The following is a 22399-nucleotide window of genomic DNA, read 5'->3' as shown; positions in this document are numbered from 1 at the left end:
TCAGACAGCTCGTTTGTCGCCCCACAACAAGGTGTGCAGGCGTGTGGTGAGGTTCCAGCCCCGTTCGATCACCGCGTCGGCCAGCTCGGCCATGTGCCGGCCCACCTCGGCGCCGGTCTGCCCCTTCGGCATGATCCAGACCGGGTCGAGCCCGAACTCCGAGACCAGCGCGGCCACTTCGTCCAGGTCTCGGGTGTCGCGGCAGACGAACTTGAAGGTGGTGCCGTCGGTCGCCGCGAGGCTCTTCAGCGCGGCCGGCACGATCCGCCGGTGGGCCGCGTCACCCGAGTGGGCCAGCTTCGGCGAGACGTTGAAGCGCACTCCGGCGGCCACCAGGGCCGGGTCCGCCGCGTGGGTCCCGTTGGTCTCGATCTCGATCTCCAGGCCTCGCGCCGTGAGCAGCTCGACCAGTGGGACCAGTCGGCGCTGCTGGCCGAGCGGCTCGCCGCCGGAGATGACGATCAGCTCGACGCCGAACGCTAGGAGTTCCTCGGCGACCTCGCGGACGGGACGGCGGTGCAACTCCTGGTGGGGGTCGTACGCGACCCCGGAGTCGCCCGCTCCGGTCCAGTCCCAGGTGTAGGGCGTGTCGCACCATGTGCACGACAGGTTGCATCCGCCGAGCCGCAGGAACGCGCACCTGCGGCCGAGGGACCGGCCCTCGCCCTGGACGGTCGGGCCGAAGATCTCGTTGACTACGAGTTCCGGTTCCACGCGGCACCGCGTCCTTCCGTGTCGGGGCCACCGGTGAGGCGGCCGGCGGCGGTCACCGCGGTGTCCACGCTTCGCGGTAGACCGTCGGGTCCGTGATGCCGAGGTCCGCGAAAGCCCCGCGTCGCTCCACGCACGCCGCGCACGCGCCGCAGTGGATGTCCTCACCGCGGAAGCAGGTCCAGGTCTGGTCCCAGGGCACGCCGAGCTTCTCGCCGAGAGCCACGACCCCGGTCTTCGGCAGTTCGATCAGCGGGGCGAGCAGTTCGACCTCGGGCCGGAGCGAACCCCTCGTCGCCACCCGCTCCATCTCGAGGAACAGCCGCAGGAACTCCGGAGAGGTGTCGGACGGGCCGACGTCCTCGGCCATGACGCCGAAGGCGACGGCATCGGCCCGCACGGTGACCGCCAGCGCGAAGGCCACCGACAGCAGTACGGCGTTGCGGTTCGGCACGATGTTCGGGTTCCCGCCGACCGGCCGATCCGGGCGGGGCACGGCCACGGACGGATCCGTCAGCGACGATCCGCGCATGACGCCGCGCAGCGAGCGCAGATCGACCTCTTCGTACGGCGCGCCGAGCCGCTGTGCGGCGGCGGCGGCGAACTGCAGCTCCTTGCGGTGGCGTTGGCCGTAGTCGACGGCCAGCACCTGAAGGTCGTGGCCCTCGGCGGCCAGGTGATGCGCCATGGTGACCGAGTCGATTCCGCCGGACACCACGGTGACGACTGTGCTCATGCCGTGGCCCCCGGAATGGAGTCGGGCGCGACACCGAGCGTCTCCAGGACGCTCCGCCGCGCGTACACCGGTGACATCCCCCGGCCCCCGCCGATCGGAGCGGCCAACGGCTCGATCAGCGTGTCGGGGTCGGTTTCGAAGAAGAAGACCAGCGAGAGCAGTTCCTCGTCCGGTGCCGACGGGCTCGGCGGCAGCACCCGGTGCTTCAGCGCCCGCCACCGGCCGTCGGTCCACCGCTCCATCAGGTCACCGAGATTGACGATGAGCGAGTCCGGGCTGTAGGGCGGGGAGAACCAGCCCTCCTCGTCCCACGCCTGCAGCCCACCCACACCGCGCTGCCGGCTCAGCAACGTGACGGTCCCCAGGTCGGTGTGCGGTCCGTTGCGGAACTGACCGCGGGCCACCTCTCCGATGCTCGAGTACGACGGGTACCAACTGGCGTTCTGCGTCCACGTCGCCCGCCGCGCCCGCGAGGTGAAGAAATCCTCCGGCAGCCCCAGCGTGACCGCGAGCACCTCGTTGACCGCCTGCACCACCCGCACCATGTGCGTGGTGTACGCCTCCGCCGCCACCCGCAGTTCCGGCAGCTCGACCGGCCAGCGGTTCGCCGGATAGTTGAAGCGGTCCCGCTGCTCGTCGCCGGTACGGTGACCGGGCCCCACGTAGAACGACTCGTGGAGATCCGGCGCGCTCGGGGCGTCCTCGCCCTCGCTCACCGGCACCCCGACCCCGCCGGGGGGATGCATCTCCAGCCACCCGCTGTCGTACGCGGCCTCGATGGCGTACCGGGCCTTGACGTCCTTGCGCAGCGCGAAGAACCGCTTCGCGATGTCCCGGAAGTCGTCGATCACCGCTCGCGGCACACCGTGCCCGGACGCGAGGAACATTCCGGTGTTGCGCAGTGCGGCATCCAACTCCGCGGAGATCAGCGCACGTTCGGCGTCAGACGCCTTGTGCCACGCCTCGAGGTCGACTTCGGGAATCTTTCCTGGCACAGCCTTGGCCTCTCACTTGGTCCGCTTGAGCACCCGTGCCACGCAGGTACGGATGATGTCGAGACCCTCGTCCAGGTCGTCGTCGCTGATGGTCAGCGGGGGCAGCAGTTTCACCACGTCGCCGGCCGCACCGGAGGTCTCCATCAGCAGGCCGTTCTCGAAGGCCGCGACGCACACCGCGCGGGCCACACCGGGCGTGGTGAACCGCAGTCCGGCCGCGAATCCCCGGCCCCGGACCTCCATTCCCTCCCCGGGGTGCTCGTCGGCGACGGCGCCCAAGGCCGCCGCGATCCGCTCCGCTCGCTCGCGGGTGGACTTCTCCAGCGTCCCGTCGCTCCAGTAGGAGCGCAGCGCCTGCGCCCCGGTCACGAACGACCCGCTGACACCGCGAAACGTCCCGTTGTGGTCGCCCGGTTTCCAGACGTCCAACTCCGGCCGTATGAGGGTGAGAGCCAGCGGCAGGCCGAACCCTCCGATGGACTTGGACAGACACACCAGGTCGGGGGTGATCCCGGCGTCCTCGAAGCTGAAGAACGACCCGGTGCGGCCACAGCCCATCTGGACGTCGTCCACGACGAGCAGCACCTCGTGCCGTTCGCACACCTCCGCGAGGTCGCGCAGCCAGTCCGCGTCGGCGGCCCGCAGCCCGCCCTCGCCCTGAACGGTCTCCACGATGACGGCGGCCGGCCGGTCCAGCCCGCTTCCCGGGTCCGACAACAGCCGGTCGAGGTGGCGCGGGCCGGTTTCCCCGATGCCCGGATAACCGTCGTAGGGCAGCGCCGTCGTCAGGGTCAGAGCCACGCCGGCGGCCGCGCGCTTCGTCGCGTTGCCGCTGACCGCGAGGGCCCCCAGGGTCATCCCGTGATAGGAGTTGGTGAAACTCACCACCGACTGCCGTCCGGTGACCCGCCGGGCGAGCTTCAGCGCCGCCTCGACCGCGTTCGCGCCCCCCGGACCGGGGAACGCCACCTTGTAGCTCAGCTCCCGCGGCGTCAGGACGAGGTCCTGGAAGGTCTCCAGGAAGTCCCGCTTCGCCACGGTGGACATGTCCAGCGCGTGCGAGACCCCGTCCCGGACGATGTAGTCCAGCAGGGCCTGCTTGAGGAAGGGGTTGTTGTGACCGTAGTTGAGCGCACCCGCACCGGCGAAGAAGTCCAGGTAGGGCCGGCCGTCCTCGGAGAACAGCCGGCTGCCCTGTGCCCGGTCGAACACGACCGGCCACAGCCGGCTGTAGCTGCGGACCTCGGACTCGAGGTCGTCGAAGATCGTCATGTCGTCCTCCTCGCCTGGACCACGAACCAGTGCCGGTCGAGCCGGACACCACGACCACTGCTTGCCGATGCCACATAGCGTTCGAACAGAACGCGGTCCGCCTCGGAGTCGTAGTCCTCGAAGATCGGCACCTGGCGCAGGAACCTGTCGAGTTCGACCGGCGAGTGGTAGAACTCCTCGGTCCGGAAGGCCTTCTCCAGCACCACCGTGAAACCGGCTCCGACGAGCTCCGACACCACCTCGTCCATCACCGGTCTGCCGTCCCAGCGGCCGTAGAGCTGCCCCCGGCCGAAGGTCTCCTTCAGCTCGCGGACATCCGTCTCGCCGATGCCCATGTAGATCAGGTGACCGCCGGGCTTGAGCACTCTGCGGAACTCCGCGGGGAACAACGGCCCTCGTCGGCACGTGAGCACGTCGGCCTCCCCGTCGGGAAGGCCGGTACGGGACGCGTCACGCCGCTCGAACCCGACATGCTCCAGCCCCATCCCCGCGCGCCTCCGCTCGGCGGACTCCAGCATCGACGCCGACATGTCGATGCCGAGCACGCTTCCGAACGCCGGGGCGATCCTCAGCAGGCTGCGCCCGTCGGCACAGCCGACGTCGACCAGCCGGCCGTCCGGGCCGCCCTGGGCCCTCGCCAGCTCGTCGAACGCAGCCTCCGGGTCACCGTCCGGAAAGACGTCCGTACGAAGCCCGCCGCTGGTATATTCGCCGAACTCGTCGGCAACCCGCGAGTAGAATTCGGGGTTCATGATCACCTGACTCGGTTGGGTCGATCCGGCAGGGAAAACCGCTTGAAGGGTCACAGGCCACACGCTGTGATGGCGCTGCGGCGGTTCCTGGCCGAACCGGCAGCGTCAACAATGTCGTCGGTAGGGAGCCATCAGGGCGGGCGTCACCGCGTCCCCGGTCACTACGGTCATGGGACTTCTCCTTGCGCGCCGTCCGCTGAAGGGGTGCTGAGGTCGGCAGGACCCAATCTCCGGTGTCGCCCTATCGACCCGGCATCCATGGGGGACAGGGCCGGGATAACACGGTGATAGCGGGGGCATGCGGCCGCGATGGAGACCTGGCCGACGCTGGTTCGATCAGGCATCGGCGCACGCTTCCCGATCGCGGACGTCCACGGCGCGGTCTCGGCGGTCAGGGGACACCTTCGGCGATGTCCACTCCGGCTTCGGGGCGTCGAGCGGACCTCCCGACGGCGGCCGCCGGGCATCGGTGACCGCCGAACCGCGCGCTCGCGCCGGGTGCCCGTACCTCGCGGAGTTCCGTCCCTTCGGCTCCGTTCCTGACGACGAGACCGGAAGCAAGGTCACGCACGACTGCTTCGGCGAAGCCCCGCAGGCGCGGGGAAGCCCCTGGCACCTGAGCCGACGACGCGGCCGTGGCGGAGCCGCCCTCGTCCTCAACGGCGTCCGGACATCGTCCTCACCGGGAAAGGTCGACGGCTTCGTCGAAGGAGAGCCGAGACGCCCGGCAGGAGTCGTCGGCTGCCCGGACGCCTGCCGGCCGCCCGGCCACCGAGGACACGCCCTGGACGTGACGCAGGCCGCCGGACGGTGTCAGCCGACCGACGGCACCGGCCTGTCCAGGATGGCAACGATGTCGGCCCGTGTAGCAGCGGCTTTGCCGTGGTCCAGGGTCCGCTCCCGGATCCTGGCCGATTGCGAGTAGTACTCGATGGCGTGTTCCGGGCGACGCAGATCGGCATTGACCCGGCCGAGGTCGTGCAGCACACACCCCTCCACGACCAGATCGCCGCTCGCCCTGACCATGGCGAGAACTTCCAGCAGGATCCGTTCCGCCGCCTCGTGCTGCTGCTGGTACATCAGCATCTGGCCCAGCCGCCGCAGCAACAGGGCCTGGCCCCGGTCGAAGCAGATCGACCGGCAGATGCCGAGGGCTTCGTCGATATATGTACGGGTCTGCGCGAAATCCGCTCGACGCATCGTGATGCGCGCCATCTCGCCAAGGACATACGCGCGACCGATGACGTCCTCCACCCGCCCGAAGTTCCGCTCGGCGCTCTCGTAAAGGGTCATGGCCCGGTCGTCGTCACCGTGGTGCCGCTCGATGCGCGCCAGGCCGCGCAAGGACAGCGCCTGGCCACGAACCTCACCGACCCGCTCGAACATCCCCAGGGCGGCGCTGAGGTAAGGGCCCGCCGCCTTGTAGTCGCCCCGATGCAGGTACAGGGTCCCCAAGGAGCCGAGAACAGCCGCCCGGCCCCGTTCGTTGCCGGCCTCTTGCACCGCGGTCAGCGCCACCCGATGGGTGCGCTCCCAGAGGTCGGGACAGCCACGGGCTTCGAACAGCGTCACCAGACTGGTGGCCAACTCCCAGCACAGCTCGTCCAGCCCGAACCGGGCCGCCAACTCCACCGCGCCCACAAGGTTTTCCTGCTCGCTCTCCAGCCACCCGAGCGGGTCGCGGAGGCACCGCAGCACGACGTTCTCCGGCGGATGCCAGCGCTCGGCCCGGCCGGACACGAACATGTACCGACCGCCGTAGACCTCCTTGTGCGCCCGCTCGGCGAGTGCCAACCAGCCACCGACCATGCGCCGCACCGCTTCGACACGTTCCGCCTCGGGAATCTCCGCGGCCAGCCGTTCGCGGGTGAACGTCCGCGCCAGGGGCGACATCCCATACCGGGTCTCCCCGTCCTGGTCCATGGCCGTGATGTCGAGCAGCCGCGTGTCGACGAGCCGTTCCAAGAGGTCGTTGGTGCACGGCGTGCGGTCGTCGGCGAGGGCGGCACCCGGCCAGCTCGGAATCACCGTTCCCTCGGCCAGGCCGAGCAGGCACAGAAGGCGACGTTCGGCCGCCGTCAGGCCCTCGTAGCTGAGGGAGAAACTTGCCCGGATCGACAGCTCTCCGTGTGCCAGCTCGTCCAACCCGCGGTGCTCGTTCTGGAGCCGGTTCCGCATGAAGGTCAGTGACCAGTGCGGGCGCGCGGCCAGACGCGCGCCGACGATGCGCAGCGCGAGCGGCAGCCCGCCCACCAGGCGTACGAGGTCCCGCGCCGCCTCCGCCTCACCCTCGACCCGGCGCTCCCCGACGATCCTTCCGAGCAGTCGGAGGGCCTGCTCCGTGCTCAGCGGCTCCAGGTCGAACCGGTGTGCACCCGGCAACGCCGTGTGCAGGCTGCGGCTGGTGACCAGCACGCCGCTGCTGCCGGTTCCGGGCAACAGGGGCATCACCTGCGAGTCGCTCACCGCGTCGTCCAGCAACACCAGGATCCGGCGACCGGCCAGCAGGCTGCGATACATCTCCGCGCGCTCGTCGAGTGAATCGGGGATGGTCTCGCCGGGTATGCCCAGTGCCCGCAGGAATCGCCCCAGCGCCTGAGCCGGGTCCACCGGCCGGCCGCCCAGCCCTCCGAGATCACAGTAGAGCTGGCCGTCCGGGAAGTACTCGGCCGCCAGACGGTGCGCCACGTGCGTGGCCAGCGTGCTCTTGCCGACACCGGCCCCGCCGAGTACCAAGGCCACGCTCAGCGGCCCTTTGCACTGTCCTTCGGTGACGGCGTCGCAGATCGCCGAGACGATCTTGTCGTCGGCTACGAAGTCGTAGACGTCGGCGGGCAGCTGCCGGGGGGTGGTGACGGGGTTGGGATCGGCACCGGACTCCTGCGCCGGCTGGGCGGCCTGCGTCGCCACGACGGCACGAGGTTCGGGTTGTTCGGCCAGTGCCAGGACAGGGTCGTCGGTGAGGATCGCTTGCGCGAGGTCTTGCAGTTCCCTGCCCGGGTCCAGGCCGAGTTCCTCGGTGAGCAACGCGCGGCCCTGGTGGTAGGCGTCGAGTGCCTCCGCCTGCCGGCCCGAACGATACAACGCCACCATGAGGTACCCGCGCAGCCGCTCACGCAGCGGATGGCCCGCGACGAGCTGCATCAGCTCACCGACCAGGTGCTCGTGACGGCCCAGCTCCAGCTGCAGCCGCATGCAGGTCTCCACCGCCTCCAGGCGCCTCTCGTCCCACTGCGCTGCCGTGCCGGCCAGGACTTCGCTGGGTACACCGGCCAGGCACCGCCCCCGCCACAGGGCGGTCGCCGAGCGAAGCGCCTCCACCGCAGGCATCGTCAGGCCGTCACGGGCCAGAGCGTGTGCCTCTGCGACCAGGCGCCGGAAGTTGCCGACGTCGGTCGCGCCCTCCGGAGCCTTCAGGATGTAGCCCCGGGCGCGGGTCTCGATGGTGGCGTCGACTCCCCCGTCCAAAAGCGCCCTGCGGAGCCGGGAGATGCAGATCTGCACCTGGGCGCGTGCGGTCTTCGGCGGATGGTGAGCCCAGATGGCGTCCACCAGATAGGTGGTCTCCACCATCCGGTTCAGCTCGAGCACCAGAGCTCCGAGGACTATTTCCTGACGCCCCGATGCCACGGACACGGCCGCCCGCTCGCCGCTCACCTCGAGCGGCCCGAGCACCCGGAACGGGACCGCTGCTACGCCGCTGCCGCCGTAACCGAACGAGGCTGCCATGCATACCCTTTCTGTGGTACCAGCCAGGCGATGAAGTCCGGCTTGCAAAGTCGGAGATACTCGTCCGCGCCTGGCTGCTCGACCGTAACCGGCTGCCTCGCCAGACACACCCTGAAGCTCGGCTGTCACCTACCGGCGCCCCGTGAAGTCCGTGCGCCCGCAGAGCGGTTGGAGCCACGTCGGCTCGGCGGGGCCGCTCCGGCGAGACGGGCGGAGCCACTTGACGCACTGCCGTCCACGCGGCCGACGCCGAGTTCTGCGCTGAGCAGGGCGCTCAGGCCTGAAGCGGACAGGCCGGTACGGCACGGGTGTGGCCCACGTCGGCGTACGGCCGGCCGGAGTCCGCCAGGCACCCGCCGTCCGCGGCACTTCCGGTGGGAACGGCATACCCGGCCTGCTTTCGCAGGCACTCGCGCCGGGTGCGGGAGTAAGCGTTCCGGTACCGCCGTGCCCACTCCTGCGATCGAGCGGTCCGTCGTGTCGGGCGTCGCGGCCGGACCTGGGTGGGGGCCAGGCGCGCGGCCAGGGCTCACTGGGGAATTGCTGGTGTTCATGGGGGGGGTGCCATCCTTGTAGCCATCGACGGCCGCGCTCCTGCTCACGCGCTGCTCAAGCCTCCTCGGCCCGGCGGTGCGCAGGGGCGGCTCCCGCACGGTCAGGTCACCGGGCGGGCGAACTGCCGCACCGACCAGGCCGCCGCGTGCGCCCGCGAGTGCGGACCGTGCTGCTCACGTACGCGCCGGACGCTGGTCTCGGGGGTGTGGACCGCGCTCTGCAGCCGCATCGCGATCCGTTGGTCTGCGGGGCCCTCGGCGAGCAGGTCGACGATCTGCCGTTCCCGGCCGGCCGGGGAGGACCGCTGCCCGGCGCAGGCAGCACCGTCCCCGTCCGGCGCGCAGGCGATGGTCTGTCGTGCCGACAGGGCCGCTCCGGCCCGCGCTTGGGCACGTACACGGTTTCCTGCCAGGACTCGGGCCGCGGCGGTGTACGTGCGCAGCCATCCCTGCCGGCACGGCATGGGGGGATCACCGGCCCGCTCCCGGAGCCCGAGAGGGCCAGGGGCGTGCGACGGCGGCGCCCGTACCGGTGCGGGCGCGAGGTCGTGGAGGACCCGGGTAAGGCGGCCGGCCGGCAGAACGCCGACTGCTCTGCGGCAGACGGACGTTGACGGCTCCGGTCGTGGACCGCTCGCGGCGTGCCGTACTCCACCGCCGGCCGGTGCTCGCCGGCTCCCGGCTCGCCGTCGAAGGTCATGAACCGGTTATGGTCGAGCAGGCACCCAGCCAGGGTGATGTCCTCGTCCCGACCGTACGAAGTGCTCACGTACCCACCCGGACCGGCCGGTTGTTGCGCCTCGCCATCCCCGGCAAGCCGAATTCCCTTGCGGCAGTCCGCATATGAACTCCATGAGCGACAAACATGCTTTCTGAGGCAAATGAACTTTCACTCATCCTCCCCGGACTGTCAACTCCACGATCGCATCGGAGGTGGCTTCCACCCCATAGGCACAACATGATGCACTTTCAGTCCGGAATCGCTGTGCTGCGGAGCGGGCTTGACAAGGCCAAGTAGCGGCGTTCCGCTCATCGACAGGCACCTGGCGACCCCTCAGAGTTCACGCGCGACGCGCGCAGAGTTTCTCGAAATTCCTTTGGACCGACATCCAGCCCTTCCGGAACCGAGACCACGGCGAAGACCCTTCTCACCCCCGCTCCGTCCCGGACCACGCCCTGCCGTCACGGCGATCGCGGCGGAGCCGACGGCGCGCGGGCACGAGAGGTGCTCTTCCGCATCGGCACCGGTTCGAGGAGCGGGCCGACGAACGACACCAACGACGCCCGCCCGAACCGCAGATGACAGCACCATCAGGCCAATCCCGGCCCCCGGCGACCGGCGGCGTCCCGCCCGTCCGCGGCGCCGTCGACCCCCCGCTCCCGCTCCTCCACCAGGGCCGAGTTGACCTACCGCCCGGTCGGTGCGACAGCCAAACCAAATGATCGTCAATGAAGAAGCAAAGGCTCCGCCAATCCAGTTGGACGGGTGGATCCAAATGATGCGATGCGAGATCCGCCGTGTTCGCATGCGCAAGTGACCGACAACACAGGGGCAACAGTGAACTTTCCGCCCTTCGGCATCATCTCGTTAACATAGGGGGAATCCTCACCCTTCACCGCCTCTCATGAGCACGCGCACCATGAACGGTGAAATAAAGGACCAGAAACCGTCTCAGCCGGACGTGATTCCTTGGATTTGTGCCGGTAGACGATTCCGGCGTTCCTGGAGGGCGGGAATCGGCCATGGACGGGGCCACGGCCGGTGCCGGAGCGGCGGTGTATACAAGGTGTGCGGCACGGACGCCGGAAGTGCGCTGCGTCGCCCGACTGAAGTCGTGGGCGGTGTCCGCGTCCGCGCGGGCCGGCCGCCAGGTGGCGGGAGAACCCGCCCGGCCCGGTACCGCTCCGGCCGGATCCAGACCCGGTCGCGCCGCGCAGGTCGTCATCCAGTGGTGCCGCGCGGGTCGTCCCGGGTGTCGACGGAGGGTACCGGGGCGTGTGGCAGCGGTGATCGTACTGCTGGGTTGCATTCCGGCCGCGTTCGCCCTACTGACGAGGACCGCGCACCGGCGCGCCGCAAGGGGCGTGGGGCCGGATCCGATGTACGCGGCCCCGCCGCGTGGGCGGGGCGGGGCCGCGCGGGGCCGCGACCCCTCACAGGTACCTTTTGCCGCTACTAGGCATGTTCGGAACCTTCTCATTGCCCCTGGCAGGTGCACACTGGACAGCGGGACGAGTGCCTGACTGCGGGGTGAGGCAAGATGCAGAGCCGCTTCCGGAGCGACCGCCGGCTGACCGTACGGATGACGGTCACGCTGTTCCTGCTCGGGCTGTTGTACGTCGGCTTCGTTGCCGCGTTGATCGTGTTGCTGAAGTCGTGGCTGCTGGTCGTCGTGCTGGTGGGCGCGATGTTCGTGGCGCAGTTCTGGTTCTCCGACCGGATCGCGATGTTCGCCATGCGCGGGCGGGTCGTGGAGCGGGAGGAGTACCCGGAGCTGCACGCCGTGGTGGACCGGCTGTGCGCCATCGCGGACATGCCGAAACCGGTCGTCGCCGTCTCCGAGATGGACATGCCGAACGCGTTCGCGACCGGGCGGAACCCCGACCACGCCGTGGTGTGCGTGACCACGGGGCTGCTGCGGCGGCTGGAGCCCGCCGAGCTGGAGGGCGTGCTCGCGCACGAGCTGTCGCACGTGGCGCACAAGGACGTCGCCGTGATCACGGTCGCGTCCTTCCTGGGGGTCATCGCCGGGCTCATCGTGCGGTTCGCGTTCTACTCGCAGCTCTTCGGCGGAGGCCGGCGGGACCAGAACACCGCCGCGGTGTTCGCCGCGATCATCGGGGTCTCCGCGGCCGTGTACGCGATCAGCTTCCTGCTGATCAGGGCGCTGTCCCGGTACCGGGAGCTGGCCGCCGACCGGGCCGCCGCCCACCTCACCGGCCGGCCCTCCGCGCTGGCGTCGGCACTGACCAAGGTCTCCGGTGACATCGCCCGGATCCCGACCAAGGACCTGCGCACGGCCCAGGCCTTCAACGCGTTCTACTTCACCCCGGCGACCGGCAAGGAGCCCGGCATCGAGCGCTTCTTCTCCACCCACCCGCCCCTGGAGCAGCGCCTTGAGCAGCTGGGGCGGATCTCGGCGGAGCTGGGTGAGGCGGCGACGCCCGGAAAGGCCGGGTGAGCATGGGGTTCCTGGACATCCTGCTGGGCCGTACGAAGCCGGTCGCACCCGATCTCGACCAGTTGTTCGCACTGCCGTCGGCGGCGGTGACGCTGGAGGCGGCGGCCGGGTTCCGGCCCACCGGCGGGGGCGCGGTGTGCTTCGCCACCGTGGAGGGCGCGGCCTTCGAGCAGACCCACCGGGAGGTCCAGGCACTCCTCGACGCGGACTCGGACCGCGCCGGGGTCCCGGTGGAGCTGCAGCAGGACGACTACGGGTACTCCTGGCTGGTCTCGCAGCGCTCCCCCGAGCAGCTTCCGCAGCTGGTCAACGACCTGCACGCGGTGAACAGCTCGATGGAGGTCAACGGCTTCGGCCCGCAGCTGCTCTGTTCCCTGGCCGCCTTCGAGGACGAGCGCGGGCGCAGGCTCGCGCTCGTCTACCTCTACAAGCGGGGCACTTTCTACCCCTTCGCGCCGCTGCCGGGTTCCGGTCAGCGGCGCGACAGTGCACTGGAGTTGCAGGTGAAGGCGGCGCTCGCGAACGACCTGCGGATCGAGCAGGACCTCAGCCGCTGGTTCCCGGTCTGGGGTGCCCCCGGCCTGTGACCGGCCAGGGGCATCCGCGGCCCGCCTACTTCCCCTTCTCCTTCTGCTGGCGCCGGAACTCCAGGGGGCGCTCGCGGCGGTAGCGGCGCTCCCACTTGGCCTGCTGGTCGCGGCGGTCGCGGTACGTCTTGTAGTCGCCGGCCATGCCCCCGCCCCCGCCGGACGAACCGCCCGACGAGGAGGCCGACGACGAGCCCCGCCCGTACTGCACGTACAGGAAGAGCAGGGCGACGGCGGCGAGCCACCAGTTGTGGTTGCCGAATCCGAGGATGACCAGAACGACGGTTCCGGATATGACGATGGTGCCCATGACGGGCCTCCGTGGCGTGGTGTGGTGTGAGCGGTCGACGGATCCGACGGCACGCGGGGGACGGGCGGCCGTCCATCGGTGCGCGGCAGTGTAGTCCCGAGTCCCGGAGGCGCGGCCTGCCCCTCGGAAAGCGGTGGTCGACCACTCCGCAACGCCTCTCCAGCGTAGGGAGCCGGTCACTGGGCGTGCATCCTGTTTTCCTGCGGGCACGCGAGGGCGCGGCCGTGGGTGAAGGGGCGGCACGGTCCAGCTCACCGGCTTCACCCACGAGTACGACTGCGCCCGCTGCCCGCGGAGTTCGCCGGCCACGGCTGCCCCGCCCTGGCCTTCGGCTGCCCCGCCCTGGCCTCCGGCTTCTCCGGCCACGGTGAAAGCAGCGGCGCGCCGGCGGAGGTGAGCCTGCGCCGGCGAACCGGTGATTGTCAGTGGCGTCGGGCAGGATGCGGTCAGGCGGAGTCCACGGGGAGGTCGGCATGAGCGGCGGGCGGCGGCACATCGGGGTGGCGGAGCGGCGGGCCCGGCTGGCGTTGCGCCACCGGCTGGCGGGCGCGGCGCGGGCGACGACGCCGGAGGAGGTCGCCGAGGCGCTGGTGGCGCTGCACGGCTCGGATCCGGCGACGGTGTACCTGGCGGTGGGGGCACGGCTGGCCGACGCGGTGAAGACCGTGCCGGAGACGGAGCGGGCCCTGTACGAGGACCGCGCCCTGGTGCGGATGCACGGCATGCGGCACACGGTGTTCGTCTTCCCCGCGGAGCTCACGGCGGTGGTCCACGCCTCCACGGGCCTGACGGTGGCCGCGCGCGAACGCGCCGCGCTGCTGAAGGACATGGCGCGGGCCGGTGCCCCGGACGCGGCCTGGCTCGCGGAGGTCGAGTCCGCGACGCTGGCCGAGCTGGCCCGGCTCGGCCAGGCGACGGCGTCGGAACTGACGGCCGCCGAGCCACGCCTGCGCGAGCAGTTCCCGTACGCCGCCGGCAAGAGTTACGAGGGCGTCCACACCGTCTCGTCGCGCCTGCTGAGGGTCCTGGGCGTGGAGGGCAAGGTGGTGCGGGGCCGCCCGCTGGGTTCCTGGACGTCGAGCCAGTTCCGCTGGGCGGCGGCGCCGGACCATCCGGAGCTGGACCCGGCCGAGGCCCAGGCGACCCTGCTGAACCGCTGGCTGCACGCCTGCGGCCCGGCCACGGAGGCGGACCTCAAGTGGTGGACGGGGTGGCGGGTGACCGAGGTCCGCCGGGCGCTGACCGCGATCGGAGCGGAGCCGGTGACCCTGGACGAGGACGAGACGGGGTACGTGACGGCCGGCGACCTGCCGGCGGTCACCGCGCCGTCCCGCCCCTGGGCGGCCCTGCTCCCCGCTCTCGACCCGACGGCCATGGCATGGCAGCGGCGGGACTGGTACCTGCCGCCGGAGCTGCGGCCACTGCTCTTCGACAGAAGCGGCAACGTGGGACCGACGGTGTGGTGGAACGGGCTGGTGGTGGGCGGCTGGGCGCAGCGCCGGGACGGCGAGATCGTCTGGCGGATCCCCGAGCCGGGCATCCGGAGAGAGGCGGAGCAGGCGGTCGCGGCGGAGGCGGAACGGCTGCGGGGCTGGGCGGGAGCCGCCAAGGTGACGCCACGGTTCCGGACGCCACTGGAACGGGAGCTGAGCGGGTGAGGCCCGGGGGACGCTTAACGGGCGCTTGCCGGCCCCCGTAAGGGGCGCGGGGAACCGCGCAGCCGGCCCCCACCGGCCCGCAGCCGAAACACAGGAGGCCACACCCCTGATGCAGGGGCCTGGGGGCGGCGCCCCCCAGGCGGGGGCGCTTGCCGGCCCCCGTAAGGAGCGCGGGGAACCGCGCAGCCGACCCCCACCGGCCCGCAGCCGAAACACAGGAGGCCACACCCCTGATGCAGGGGCCTGGGGGCGACGACCCCCAGGCGGGGGCGCTCGCCGGCCCCCGTAAGGGGCACGGGGAACCGCGCAGCCGACCCCCACCGGCCCGCAGCCGAAACACAGGAGGCCACACCCCTGATGCAGGGGCCTGGGGGCGACGACCCCCAGGCGGGGGCGCTTGCCGGCCCCCGTAAGGGGCACGGGGAACTGCGCGGCCGACCCCCACCGGCCCGCAGCCGAAACACAGGAGGCCACACCCCTGATGCAGGGGCCTGGGGGCGACGGCCCCCAGGCGCCAAGTGCCGGGCGCCGCGTGAAACACGCCGCACCCGGCACACCGGCTCACCGTGAATATCGCATCAGAGCCCGCACCATGTGGCACGTCGTGTCCGACGGCGGGTGGATCCCGATGCTCTCCGCCGTGCTCCGTATCGTCTCGTTGCGCGCCTGGCCCGGCATGTAGACGCCGGAGTCGAGCAGGGCGATGGCCAGGCGCATGGCCTTCAGGCGGCGGTTGTGGGTGACGTACCACTCGCGTGGCCGCCCGGCCGGCAGCGGACGCTTCTCCGCCGGCGCGTACGGCGAGTCGAGCAGCACCGCACGCTTCGCGGTGGACTGGGTCGGCAGGGACTTCGGCTTCAGTGCGGCAGCGGGCACGGGCATCCTCCTGTCGCGGTCGGAGCGCCCCCGGACCTCCCGGCGACCCTCTCGAACACTGCGTCCAGTATACCGTCCGTCACTGACAACGAGACAGACCGCAGAGGCGCCGAACTCCCAGGTGGATGCCGGTTTTTCAGATGGGGCACGATGGGCGCGAGAGGTCCGCACGACATCCCTCAGAATTCGAACAGAACCGGCCGGGGCGAGGGCTCGCGTACCGTTCCCCGCATGGAGATCTGGATCAATCCCGCCTGCTCGAAGTGCCGCAGCGCGATCGGCCTGCTCGATGCCGAAGGGGCGGACTACACCGTCCGCCGCTACCTGGAGGACGTACCGACCGAGGACGAGATCAGGGCGGTACTGGAACGACTCGGCCTCGAACCGTGGGACATCACCCGCACCCAGGAGGCGGTCGCCAAGGAGCTGGGACTGAAGGAGTGGCCGCGCGACGCGGGCGCGCGCGAGCGGTGGATCACGGCCCTCGCCGAGCACCCCCGGCTCATCCAGCGCCCGATCATCACCGCCGACGACGGCACGGCGGTGGTCGCCCGCACCGACGAGGCCGTACAGGAAGCACTGGTCAGAAGCAAGAGCTGAACAGCCCTCAACTCCACTGTGACGCAAGTTACTTCGGTGACTCCCGTAACCGCTGAGTAACGACGTTCGGTATCTCGTACCTACCGACGTACGCTCCCCCACCCCTTTGAGGAGGCGCGCATGTCGCGTAGGAGAACTCTCGGCGCAAAGAAGACGATCGCACTGCTGGTCGGCGCCGCAGCCGTGGCCGGCGGCGGGGCCTTCGTCCTGGCGTCCACCTCGAACGCCGCACAGCCCTCGCAGGGCGCGAAGACGCTGTCGTCGGCCGCCGACTCGACCGTCTGCTCGGGGCTGGCCACGGCCCTCGGCAACAACCAGAAGTTCATCGCGGACCAGAAGGCGAACCCGGACGCGCAGTCGTCGGCCCGGATCGCCAACCGCGAGGCGGTCATCGAGCAGATCAAGGTCCAGCAGAAGGCGTCCGGTTGCGTCGTTGGGGAGTCGGCTCAGGGCTCCCAGGCGGCGAGCGGGACGCAGACGGGCCAGACCGGGCAGACCGGCCAGACCGCCACGGCGGCGCCGTCGCAGAGCGCGGCAACCGGCAACACCGGTAACGCCGGCAACACGGGCGGTGCCGCCTCCGGGCAGCAGGTCTGCAAGGGCTCCACGGTCACCCTGTCAGGCGAGGCCGGCGCGCCGGCCGCCTCCAGCAACCAGTTCCCGGCGGGGACCACGCTGAAGGTCACCAACCTGGACAACAACAAGTCCACCACGGTGAAGGTCACGTCCGTCTCCGGCAGCTGCGCGCTGCTCAACAACGCGGCCTTCGAACAGGTCCGCGAGCCCGGCAAGTTCCTGATCCGCCGCGCGCTGATCGAGAAGGTCGGCTGACCGGAGACACGAACCGGGGCTCGGCCGCCGGCCTTTACGGAGGGAAGGCCGGCGGCCGCGGCGAAGGGGCGGGCACGGTGCCCGAATTGGGCTCTGTACCCCGCCCGCCGCACTCCCACAACGTGAGTCGCACCACAGAACCACCAGGTAACACCGGGTTCACATTCGAGCAATGATCGGGAAATCGCCTGTTGACAGGCTTCCGGGCAACACCGAGGCGCCCCAGTGCCGTAGCGCCACTGCACCCGCAAGTGCGCCCGACCCACCCCGAAGGATGTGGCCCGTGACCTTCAAGGCTGAGTACATCTGGATCGACGGCACCGAGCCGACGGCCAAGCTGCGTTCGAAGACGAAGATCATCGCGGGCGCCCCCGCCGGTCTCGACGCGCTGCCGATCTGGGGCTTCGACGGGTCCTCCACGAACCAGGCCGAGGGGCACTCCTCGGACCGTGTGCTGAAGCCGGTCTTCACCTGTCCGGACCCGATCCGCGGCGGCGACGACGTCCTCGTCCTGTGCGAGGTCCTGGACATCGACTTCACCCCGCACTCCTCCAACACGCGTGCCGCGCTGGTCGAGGTCGCCGAGAAGTTCGCCGCGCAGGAGCCGATCTTCGGCATCGAGCAGGAGTACACCTTCTTCGACGGCTCCCGTCCGCTGGGTTTCCCCGAGGGCGGCTTCCCGGCCCCCCAGGGCGGCTACTACTGCGGTGTCGGCGCGGACGAGATCTTCGGCCGCGAGATCGTCGAGGCGCACCTGGACAACTGCCTTAAGGCGGGCCTCGCGATCTCCGGCATCAACGCCGAGGTCATGCCCGGCCAGTGGGAGTTCCAGGTCGGCCCGGTCTCCCCGCTGGAGGTCTCCGACCACCTGTGGGTGGCCCGCTGGCTGCTCTACCGCACCGCCGAGGACTTCGGCGTCTCCGCCACCCTCGACCCGAAGCCGGTCAAGGGCGACTGGAACGGCGCCGGCGCGCACACCAACTTCTCCACCAAGGCGATGCGCGAGGGCTACGACGCGATCATCACCGCGTGCGAGTCGCTCGGCGAGGGCTCCAAGCCGCTCGACCACGTCAAGAACTACGGCGCGGGCATCGACGACCGCCTGACCGGTCTGCACGAGACCGCCCCGTGGGACAAGTACTCCTACGGCGTCTCCAACCGCGGTGCCTCGGTCCGTATCCCGTGGCAGGTCGAGAAGGACGGCAAGGGCTACATCGAGGACCGCCGTCCGAACGCCAACGTCGACCCGTACGTCGTGACCCGGCTGATCGTCGACACCTGCTGCACCGCCCTGGACAAGGCCGGCCAGGTCTGATCCGCGGACGACTCTCCCGAAGGGGCGCCCACCGTGACGGTGGGCGCCCCTTCGGCATGCCGTCGTCTCGGCGTCGTGTCAAAGAAGCGTCCAAGCAGTGAGAGGAGGGTCCTGTTTCCCGGCCGTGTCTGCTTCAATGGGCGCATGGCCAGCTTCCAGAAGTGCAGCGCGACGGGTCGCCAGGACCTCGAGCCGTTCTGGCCTTCTCGTCAGCACCACGACTTCGACCGGGTGTGTTGCCGCGCGATGAACGCGCGGGCCCTCTAAAGCCGTACACCCCGGCCTTCGGCCAGCGCGGAACGCAGTACGTCCCCGCGGCGCGCCCGACCACGAATCGCGGCCGTCGCCCCCGACCGACTGACTCCTCGCGCGAAAGAGCTGACGTCTCATGGCGACCACTCGTTCTCTCTCCCCCTCCTCCGCCCTCGGCGCCTCCTCGCCCGGCCGTCACCGGCTGCGTGCCGTCGACCGGGACGAGGTCGTGGACATGACGGAGCTGCTGCCGCCGGGCGCCACCTGGCTGCCCGCTCCGCAGCACGCCCTGCCCACCCTGCCGGGCCAGCCGCCGATGATCGGCTACCTGGTGCTGGTCCCCGCGGACCAGCAGCCGCCCTTCCTGCCGGTCGCCGTACCCGACCCGCAGGAGCCGGCCGCGGAGCCCGCCGCCGGCCCCCGGCCGCTCGTCACCGTGGACACCGTGGAGCGCACCGCCCAGGTCGACGGGCGTGAACTCGACCTCACCTACCTGGAGTTCGAGCTGCTCGCCCATCTGGTGGCGCACCCGAACCGGGTGCACACCCGCGACCAGCTGGTCACCACGGTCTGGGGCTACGGCCACGTCGGCGACGGCCGCACGGTCGACGTCCATGTCGCGCGGCTGCGCCGCAAGCTCGGCGCGGAGCACCGCCGGGCGATCCAGACGGTCCGCCGGGTGGGATACAAGTACACCCCGCCGACGGGCCGCTGACAGGCGGCCGGGCCCCGGACGGCCGCTCCGCCCTCGGCTGAACCCTCTTACGTCCGGCGTCCCCCAGGGGCACGATCAACGGCATGAGGCTTCTGGTGCTGGGTGGTACGGAGTTCGTGGGGCGGGCGGTCGTCGAGGCGGCGCTCGGGCGCGGCTGGGAGGTGACCGTCTTCCACCGGGGCACCCGCCGGCCCCCGGCCGGGGTGCGGTCGCTGCACGGCGACCGCACCGCACCCGACGGCCTCGCCGCGCTCGCGGACGGCACCGAGTGGGACGCGGTCGTGGACACCTGGTCGGCCGCGCCCCGGGCGGTGCGGGCGACCGCGCGGCTGCTCCGGGGCCGGACCGGACGGTATACGTACGTGTCGAGCTGCTCGGTGTACGCCTGGCCGCGCCCGGCCGGGTACACCGAGGACACCCCCCTGGTGACGGGGGCCGCGGCGGACGCGGAGGCGACCGCGTACCCGCAGGACAAGGTGGGCGGTGAGCTGGCCGCCGTGGAGTCCTTCGGCGCGGACGGCTCGGTGCTGGTGCGGGCCGGGCTGATCCTCGGACCGTACGAGAACGTGGGCCGGCTGCCCTGGTGGCTGAGCCGGATCGCCCGGGGCGGCCCGGTGCTGGCCCCCGGTCCGCGCGATCTGCCCGTGCAGTTCGTGGACGCCCGCGACCTCGCCGAGTGGACCCTCGGGGCGGTGGAGCAGGGCCTGTCCGGGCCGTACAACCTGGTGAGCCCGCCGGGGCACGCCACGATGGGCGAACTCCTCGAGGCGTGCCTGCGGAGCACCGGCTCGGACGCGGAGCTGCGGTGGACCGATGCGGAGACGGTCCTGGCGGCCGGGATCGAACCCTGGACGCAGCTGCCGGTGTGGGTGCCGGCGGGCAGCGAGCTGCACGACGGTGTGCACGGGCTGGACGTGTCGCGGACGGTCGCGACGGGACTGCGGTGCCGGCCGGTGGGGGCGACGGTGGCCGACACGTGGGGGTGGCTGCGGGGCCTCGACGGTGCGGCGCCGGTGCGGGCGGGGATCGGGCTCGACCCCGCTGTCGAGGCGCGGGTGCTCGGCGCTTCGCTGGAGGGACCGTGATCAGTCTGCGGGCCGGCGGGGGCTGGTCGCGCAGTTCCCCGCGCCCCTACGGGGCGCTGCAGACGAGGCCGCTGAGCAGCGCCCCGTAAGGGACGCTGGGGGCACCCCCGGCCGAAGGCTGGGGGAGGAAGTGCGCGACCAGCCGCGACGGCGCCGCAGCCGGCACATGGCAGGTCGCGGCACTCCCGGGGGTGTATCCAGCACCACCCCCTGGCACGGGGCCTCGGGCCAGTGACCCCCACTCGTGCGGTCGGCGAGACTGACGGCATGACGACGAACACAGACAGCGGGGGCTTTCGGGCCAGGGCCCGGGAGACCTTGCTCGCCGCCGTGCGCGGGCTGGTGCTGGCGATGGTGATCCTGCCGGTCTCGGTGCTCTGCTTCGCGCTGACCGCGGTGTCGGTCGCGCTCATCCCGATCGGGGTCGGCATCGTCACGACGCCGTGGATCCTGGGCGGGGTCCGGGACGTCGCGGACGTGCGGCGGCGGCTCGCGTACGAGTGGTGCGGGGTGCGGATCCGGTCGGCGTACCGGACGCTCCCGGCGGACGCCAACCCGTGGGCCAGGACCTTCGGGATGCTGCGGGACCCGCAGGTCGGGCGGGACGTGCTCTGGCTGTTCGTCGACATGACGGCCGGGTTCCTGACCGCGCTGCTGCCGGCGGTGCTGCTGTTCTACCCGTTCGAGGGGTTCGCGCTGGCGGCCGGGCTGTGGCGGGCGGTCGCGAACGGCGAGACCTACTGGTACGGCTTCGTGCCGGTCGACGGACAGGCCACCGCCTTCGCCGCCGCCGCGCTCGGCGCCGTCGTCCTCGTCGGCGCCTTCCGCTACACCCCCGCCCTGCTGACCGCCCACTTCCGCCTCACCCGCGCCGTCCTCGACCCCGGGAAGGGCGAACTCGTCGAGCGGGTACGGGTGCTGACCGAGACCCGCAGGGACGCGGTGGACGCCTCGGCGGCCGAGCTGCGCCGGATCGAGCGGGACCTGCACGACGGGGCGCAGGCCCGGCTGGTCGCCATGGGCATGGACCTCGGGACGATCGAGATGCTCCTGGACAAGGACCCGGACAAGGCGAGGCAGTTGCTCGCACAGACCCGGCAGGCGTCCGTGGAGGCGCTGGGCGAGCTGCGGGACCTGGTCCGGGGCATCCACCCGCCGGTGCTGGCCGAGCGCGGGCTCGGGGACGCCGTACGGGCGCTGGCGCTGCGGCTGCCGGTGCCGACCGAGGTGACGGTGGAGCTGCCGGGGCGGGCGGACGCGCCGGTGGAGTCGGCCGCGTACTTCGCGGTGAGCGAGGTGCTGACCAACGCGGTGAAGCACTCCGGGGCCGACCGAATCTGGGTGGACCTGCACCACGTGCCGGACGGCGGCGGCATGCTGCGGATCTCGGTCACCGACCACGGCCGGGGCGGCGCGGCGGTCGGGGCCGGGTCGGGGCTGGCCGGGGTGGAGCGGCGGCTGGGTACATTCGACGGCGTCCTGGCCGTCAGCAGCCCCGCGGGCGGTCCCACCATGGTCACGATGGAGATTCCGTGCGCGTTGTCCTAGCCGAGGACCTGTTCCTGCTCCGCGACGGGCTGGTCCGGCTGCTGGAGGCCTACGGCTTCGAGATCGCCGCCGCCGTCGAATCCGGTCCCGAACTCGACCGTGCGCTGGCCGAGTTGGAGCCGGATGTGGCCGTGGTCGACGTACGGCTGCCCCCCACGCACACCGACGAGGGGCTCCAGTGCGCGCTCCGGGCGCGGCGGGCGCGGCCGGGACTGCCGGTGCTGGTGCTCTCCCAGCACGTGGAGCAGCTGTACGCGCGCGAGCTGCTGGCCGACGGCAGCGGCGCGGTGGGGTACCTGCTGAAGGACCGGGTGTTCGACGCGGACCAGTTCGTGGACGCCGTACGGCGGGTCGCGGCGGGCGGAACGGCCATGGACCCGCAGGTGATCCAGCAGCTGCTGTCCCGGCGGGCCGACGACCGGCCGCTGGGGGGCTTGACACCGCGGGAGCTGGAGGTCCTGGAGCTGATGGCACAGGGCAGGTCGAACGCGGCGATCGCCGGGCAGCTCGTCGTCACGGAACGGGCCATCGCCAAGCACACCTCCAACATCTTCACCAAACTGGGACTCGAGGTGTCGGACGACGACAATCGGCGCGTCCTCGCCGTGCTCGCGTATCTGGACCGCGACCGCTGATTTTCCAGAAACAGCCCTGCTCAAACGGCAGTTGTGCCCCAAGTGCGTAACAAATC

The 22399-nt window shown here is 71.2% G+C and carries 19 protein-coding genes; 10 read left to right on the top strand and 9 right to left on the bottom strand.

All coding sequences use genetic code 11. The annotated features are described in order from the left end of the window. From BLW82_RS31005 to BLW82_RS30975, 7 genes are all read right to left on the bottom strand, one after another. Entirely contained in the window at positions 1–714 is a 714-nt protein-coding gene (locus tag BLW82_RS31005) for a 7-carboxy-7-deazaguanine synthase QueE (protein ID WP_093503843.1), read from the bottom strand. 52 nt (positions 715–766) lie between these two features. Continuing rightward, positions 767–1447, bottom strand: coding sequence for a 7-cyano-7-deazaguanine synthase (locus BLW82_RS31000; protein ID WP_093503841.1), 681 nt, complete (start codon positions 1445–1447; stop codon positions 767–769). After that, positions 1444–2442 (bottom strand): isopenicillin N synthase family dioxygenase, encoded by a 999-nt coding sequence (locus tag BLW82_RS30995; RefSeq protein WP_093503839.1) that lies wholly within the window; start codon positions 2440–2442, stop codon positions 1444–1446. The genes BLW82_RS31000 and BLW82_RS30995 overlap by 4 nt, the downstream gene beginning before the upstream one ends. Positions 2443–2454: 12 nt before the next feature. Then, on the bottom strand, positions 2455–3714 hold the full coding sequence (gene ectB, locus BLW82_RS30990; RefSeq protein ID WP_093503837.1) for a diaminobutyrate--2-oxoglutarate transaminase: 1260 nt from the start codon (positions 3712–3714) through the stop codon (positions 2455–2457). Then, positions 3711–4466 carry a class I SAM-dependent methyltransferase gene (locus BLW82_RS30985; RefSeq protein WP_143063728.1) on the bottom strand — a complete coding sequence of 252 codons (756 nt, stop codon included), beginning with the start codon at positions 4464–4466 and terminating at the stop codon, positions 3711–3713. Before BLW82_RS30985 ends, ectB begins: the two co-directional genes overlap by 4 nt. Positions 4467–5279: 813 nt before the next feature. After that, positions 5280–8195: an AfsR/SARP family transcriptional regulator gene (locus BLW82_RS30980; RefSeq protein ID WP_093503833.1), complete on the bottom strand. Its 2916-nt coding sequence runs from the start codon at positions 8193–8195 to the stop codon at positions 5280–5282. Positions 8196–8850: 655 nt separating this feature from the next. Beyond that, positions 8851–9213 (bottom strand): helix-turn-helix domain-containing protein, encoded by a 363-nt coding sequence (locus tag BLW82_RS30975; protein WP_093503831.1) that lies wholly within the window; start codon positions 9211–9213, stop codon positions 8851–8853. Between the two features lie 1797 nt (positions 9214–11010). Between BLW82_RS30975 and htpX the strand changes: the two genes are divergently transcribed. Together htpX and BLW82_RS30960 are read left to right on the top strand one after the other, a co-directional pair. Beyond that, complete coding sequence (gene htpX, locus BLW82_RS30965) at positions 11011–11931, top strand: zinc metalloprotease HtpX (RefSeq protein WP_093503829.1); 921 nt, start codon at positions 11011–11013, stop codon at positions 11929–11931. A gap of 2 nt (positions 11932–11933) precedes the next feature. Next, positions 11934–12518, top strand: coding sequence for a PspA-associated protein PspAB (locus BLW82_RS30960; protein ID WP_093503827.1), 585 nt, complete (start codon positions 11934–11936; stop codon positions 12516–12518). 25 nt (positions 12519–12543) lie between these two features. On the opposite strand, the gene BLW82_RS30955 is transcribed toward BLW82_RS30960, so the two are convergent. Then, on the bottom strand, positions 12544–12828 hold the full coding sequence (locus BLW82_RS30955) for a hypothetical protein (RefSeq protein WP_093503824.1): 285 nt from the start codon (positions 12826–12828) through the stop codon (positions 12544–12546). Between the two features lie 473 nt (positions 12829–13301). Between BLW82_RS30955 and BLW82_RS30945 the strand changes: the two genes are divergently transcribed. After that, the gene (locus tag BLW82_RS30945) at positions 13302–14486 is read left to right on the top strand and encodes a winged helix DNA-binding domain-containing protein (RefSeq protein ID WP_093503820.1); all 1185 of its coding nucleotides are present in this window, start codon (positions 13302–13304) and stop codon (positions 14484–14486) included. 561 nt (positions 14487–15047) lie between these two features. Here BLW82_RS30945 and BLW82_RS30940 read toward each other — a convergent pair. Further along, positions 15048–15362, bottom strand: coding sequence for a hypothetical protein (locus BLW82_RS30940; protein ID WP_093503818.1), 315 nt, complete (start codon positions 15360–15362; stop codon positions 15048–15050). 231 nt (positions 15363–15593) lie between these two features. Between BLW82_RS30940 and BLW82_RS30935 the strand changes: the two genes are divergently transcribed. From BLW82_RS30935 to BLW82_RS30900, 7 genes are all read left to right on the top strand, one after another. Then, positions 15594–15962 carry an arsenate reductase family protein gene (locus BLW82_RS30935; RefSeq protein ID WP_093503816.1) on the top strand — a complete coding sequence of 123 codons (369 nt, stop codon included), beginning with the start codon at positions 15594–15596 and terminating at the stop codon, positions 15960–15962. Positions 15963–16082: 120 nt separating this feature from the next. Beyond that, on the top strand, positions 16083–16793 hold the full coding sequence (locus BLW82_RS30930) for an RlpA-like double-psi beta-barrel domain-containing protein (RefSeq protein WP_093503814.1): 711 nt from the start codon (positions 16083–16085) through the stop codon (positions 16791–16793). A 283-nt stretch (positions 16794–17076) separates the two neighbouring features. Beyond that, on the top strand, positions 17077–18108 hold the full coding sequence (glnII, locus tag BLW82_RS30925) for a glutamine synthetase (RefSeq protein WP_093503812.1): 1032 nt from the start codon (positions 17077–17079) through the stop codon (positions 18106–18108). Between the two features lie 388 nt (positions 18109–18496). Continuing rightward, positions 18497–19075, top strand: a complete 579-nt coding sequence (locus tag BLW82_RS30915) for a winged helix-turn-helix domain-containing protein (RefSeq protein WP_093503810.1) — start codon at positions 18497–18499, stop codon at positions 19073–19075. Between the two features lie 83 nt (positions 19076–19158). Beyond that, positions 19159–20160 (top strand): SDR family oxidoreductase, encoded by a 1002-nt coding sequence (locus BLW82_RS30910; protein WP_177233129.1) that lies wholly within the window; start codon positions 19159–19161, stop codon positions 20158–20160. Positions 20161–20427: 267 nt separating this feature from the next. Further along, positions 20428–21708, top strand: a complete 1281-nt coding sequence (locus BLW82_RS30905) for a sensor histidine kinase (RefSeq protein ID WP_093503806.1) — start codon at positions 20428–20430, stop codon at positions 21706–21708. Next, positions 21693–22343, top strand: coding sequence for a response regulator transcription factor (locus BLW82_RS30900; RefSeq protein WP_093503804.1), 651 nt, complete (start codon positions 21693–21695; stop codon positions 22341–22343). Before BLW82_RS30905 ends, BLW82_RS30900 begins: the two co-directional genes overlap by 16 nt. Positions 22344–22399: the final 56 nt, after the last annotated feature.

The organism is Streptomyces sp. Ag109_O5-10, from assembly GCF_900105755.1.
GTDB lineage: Bacteria > Actinomycetota > Actinomycetes > Streptomycetales > Streptomycetaceae > Streptomyces.
This window is presented reverse-complemented; position numbering and strand designations above follow the sequence as displayed.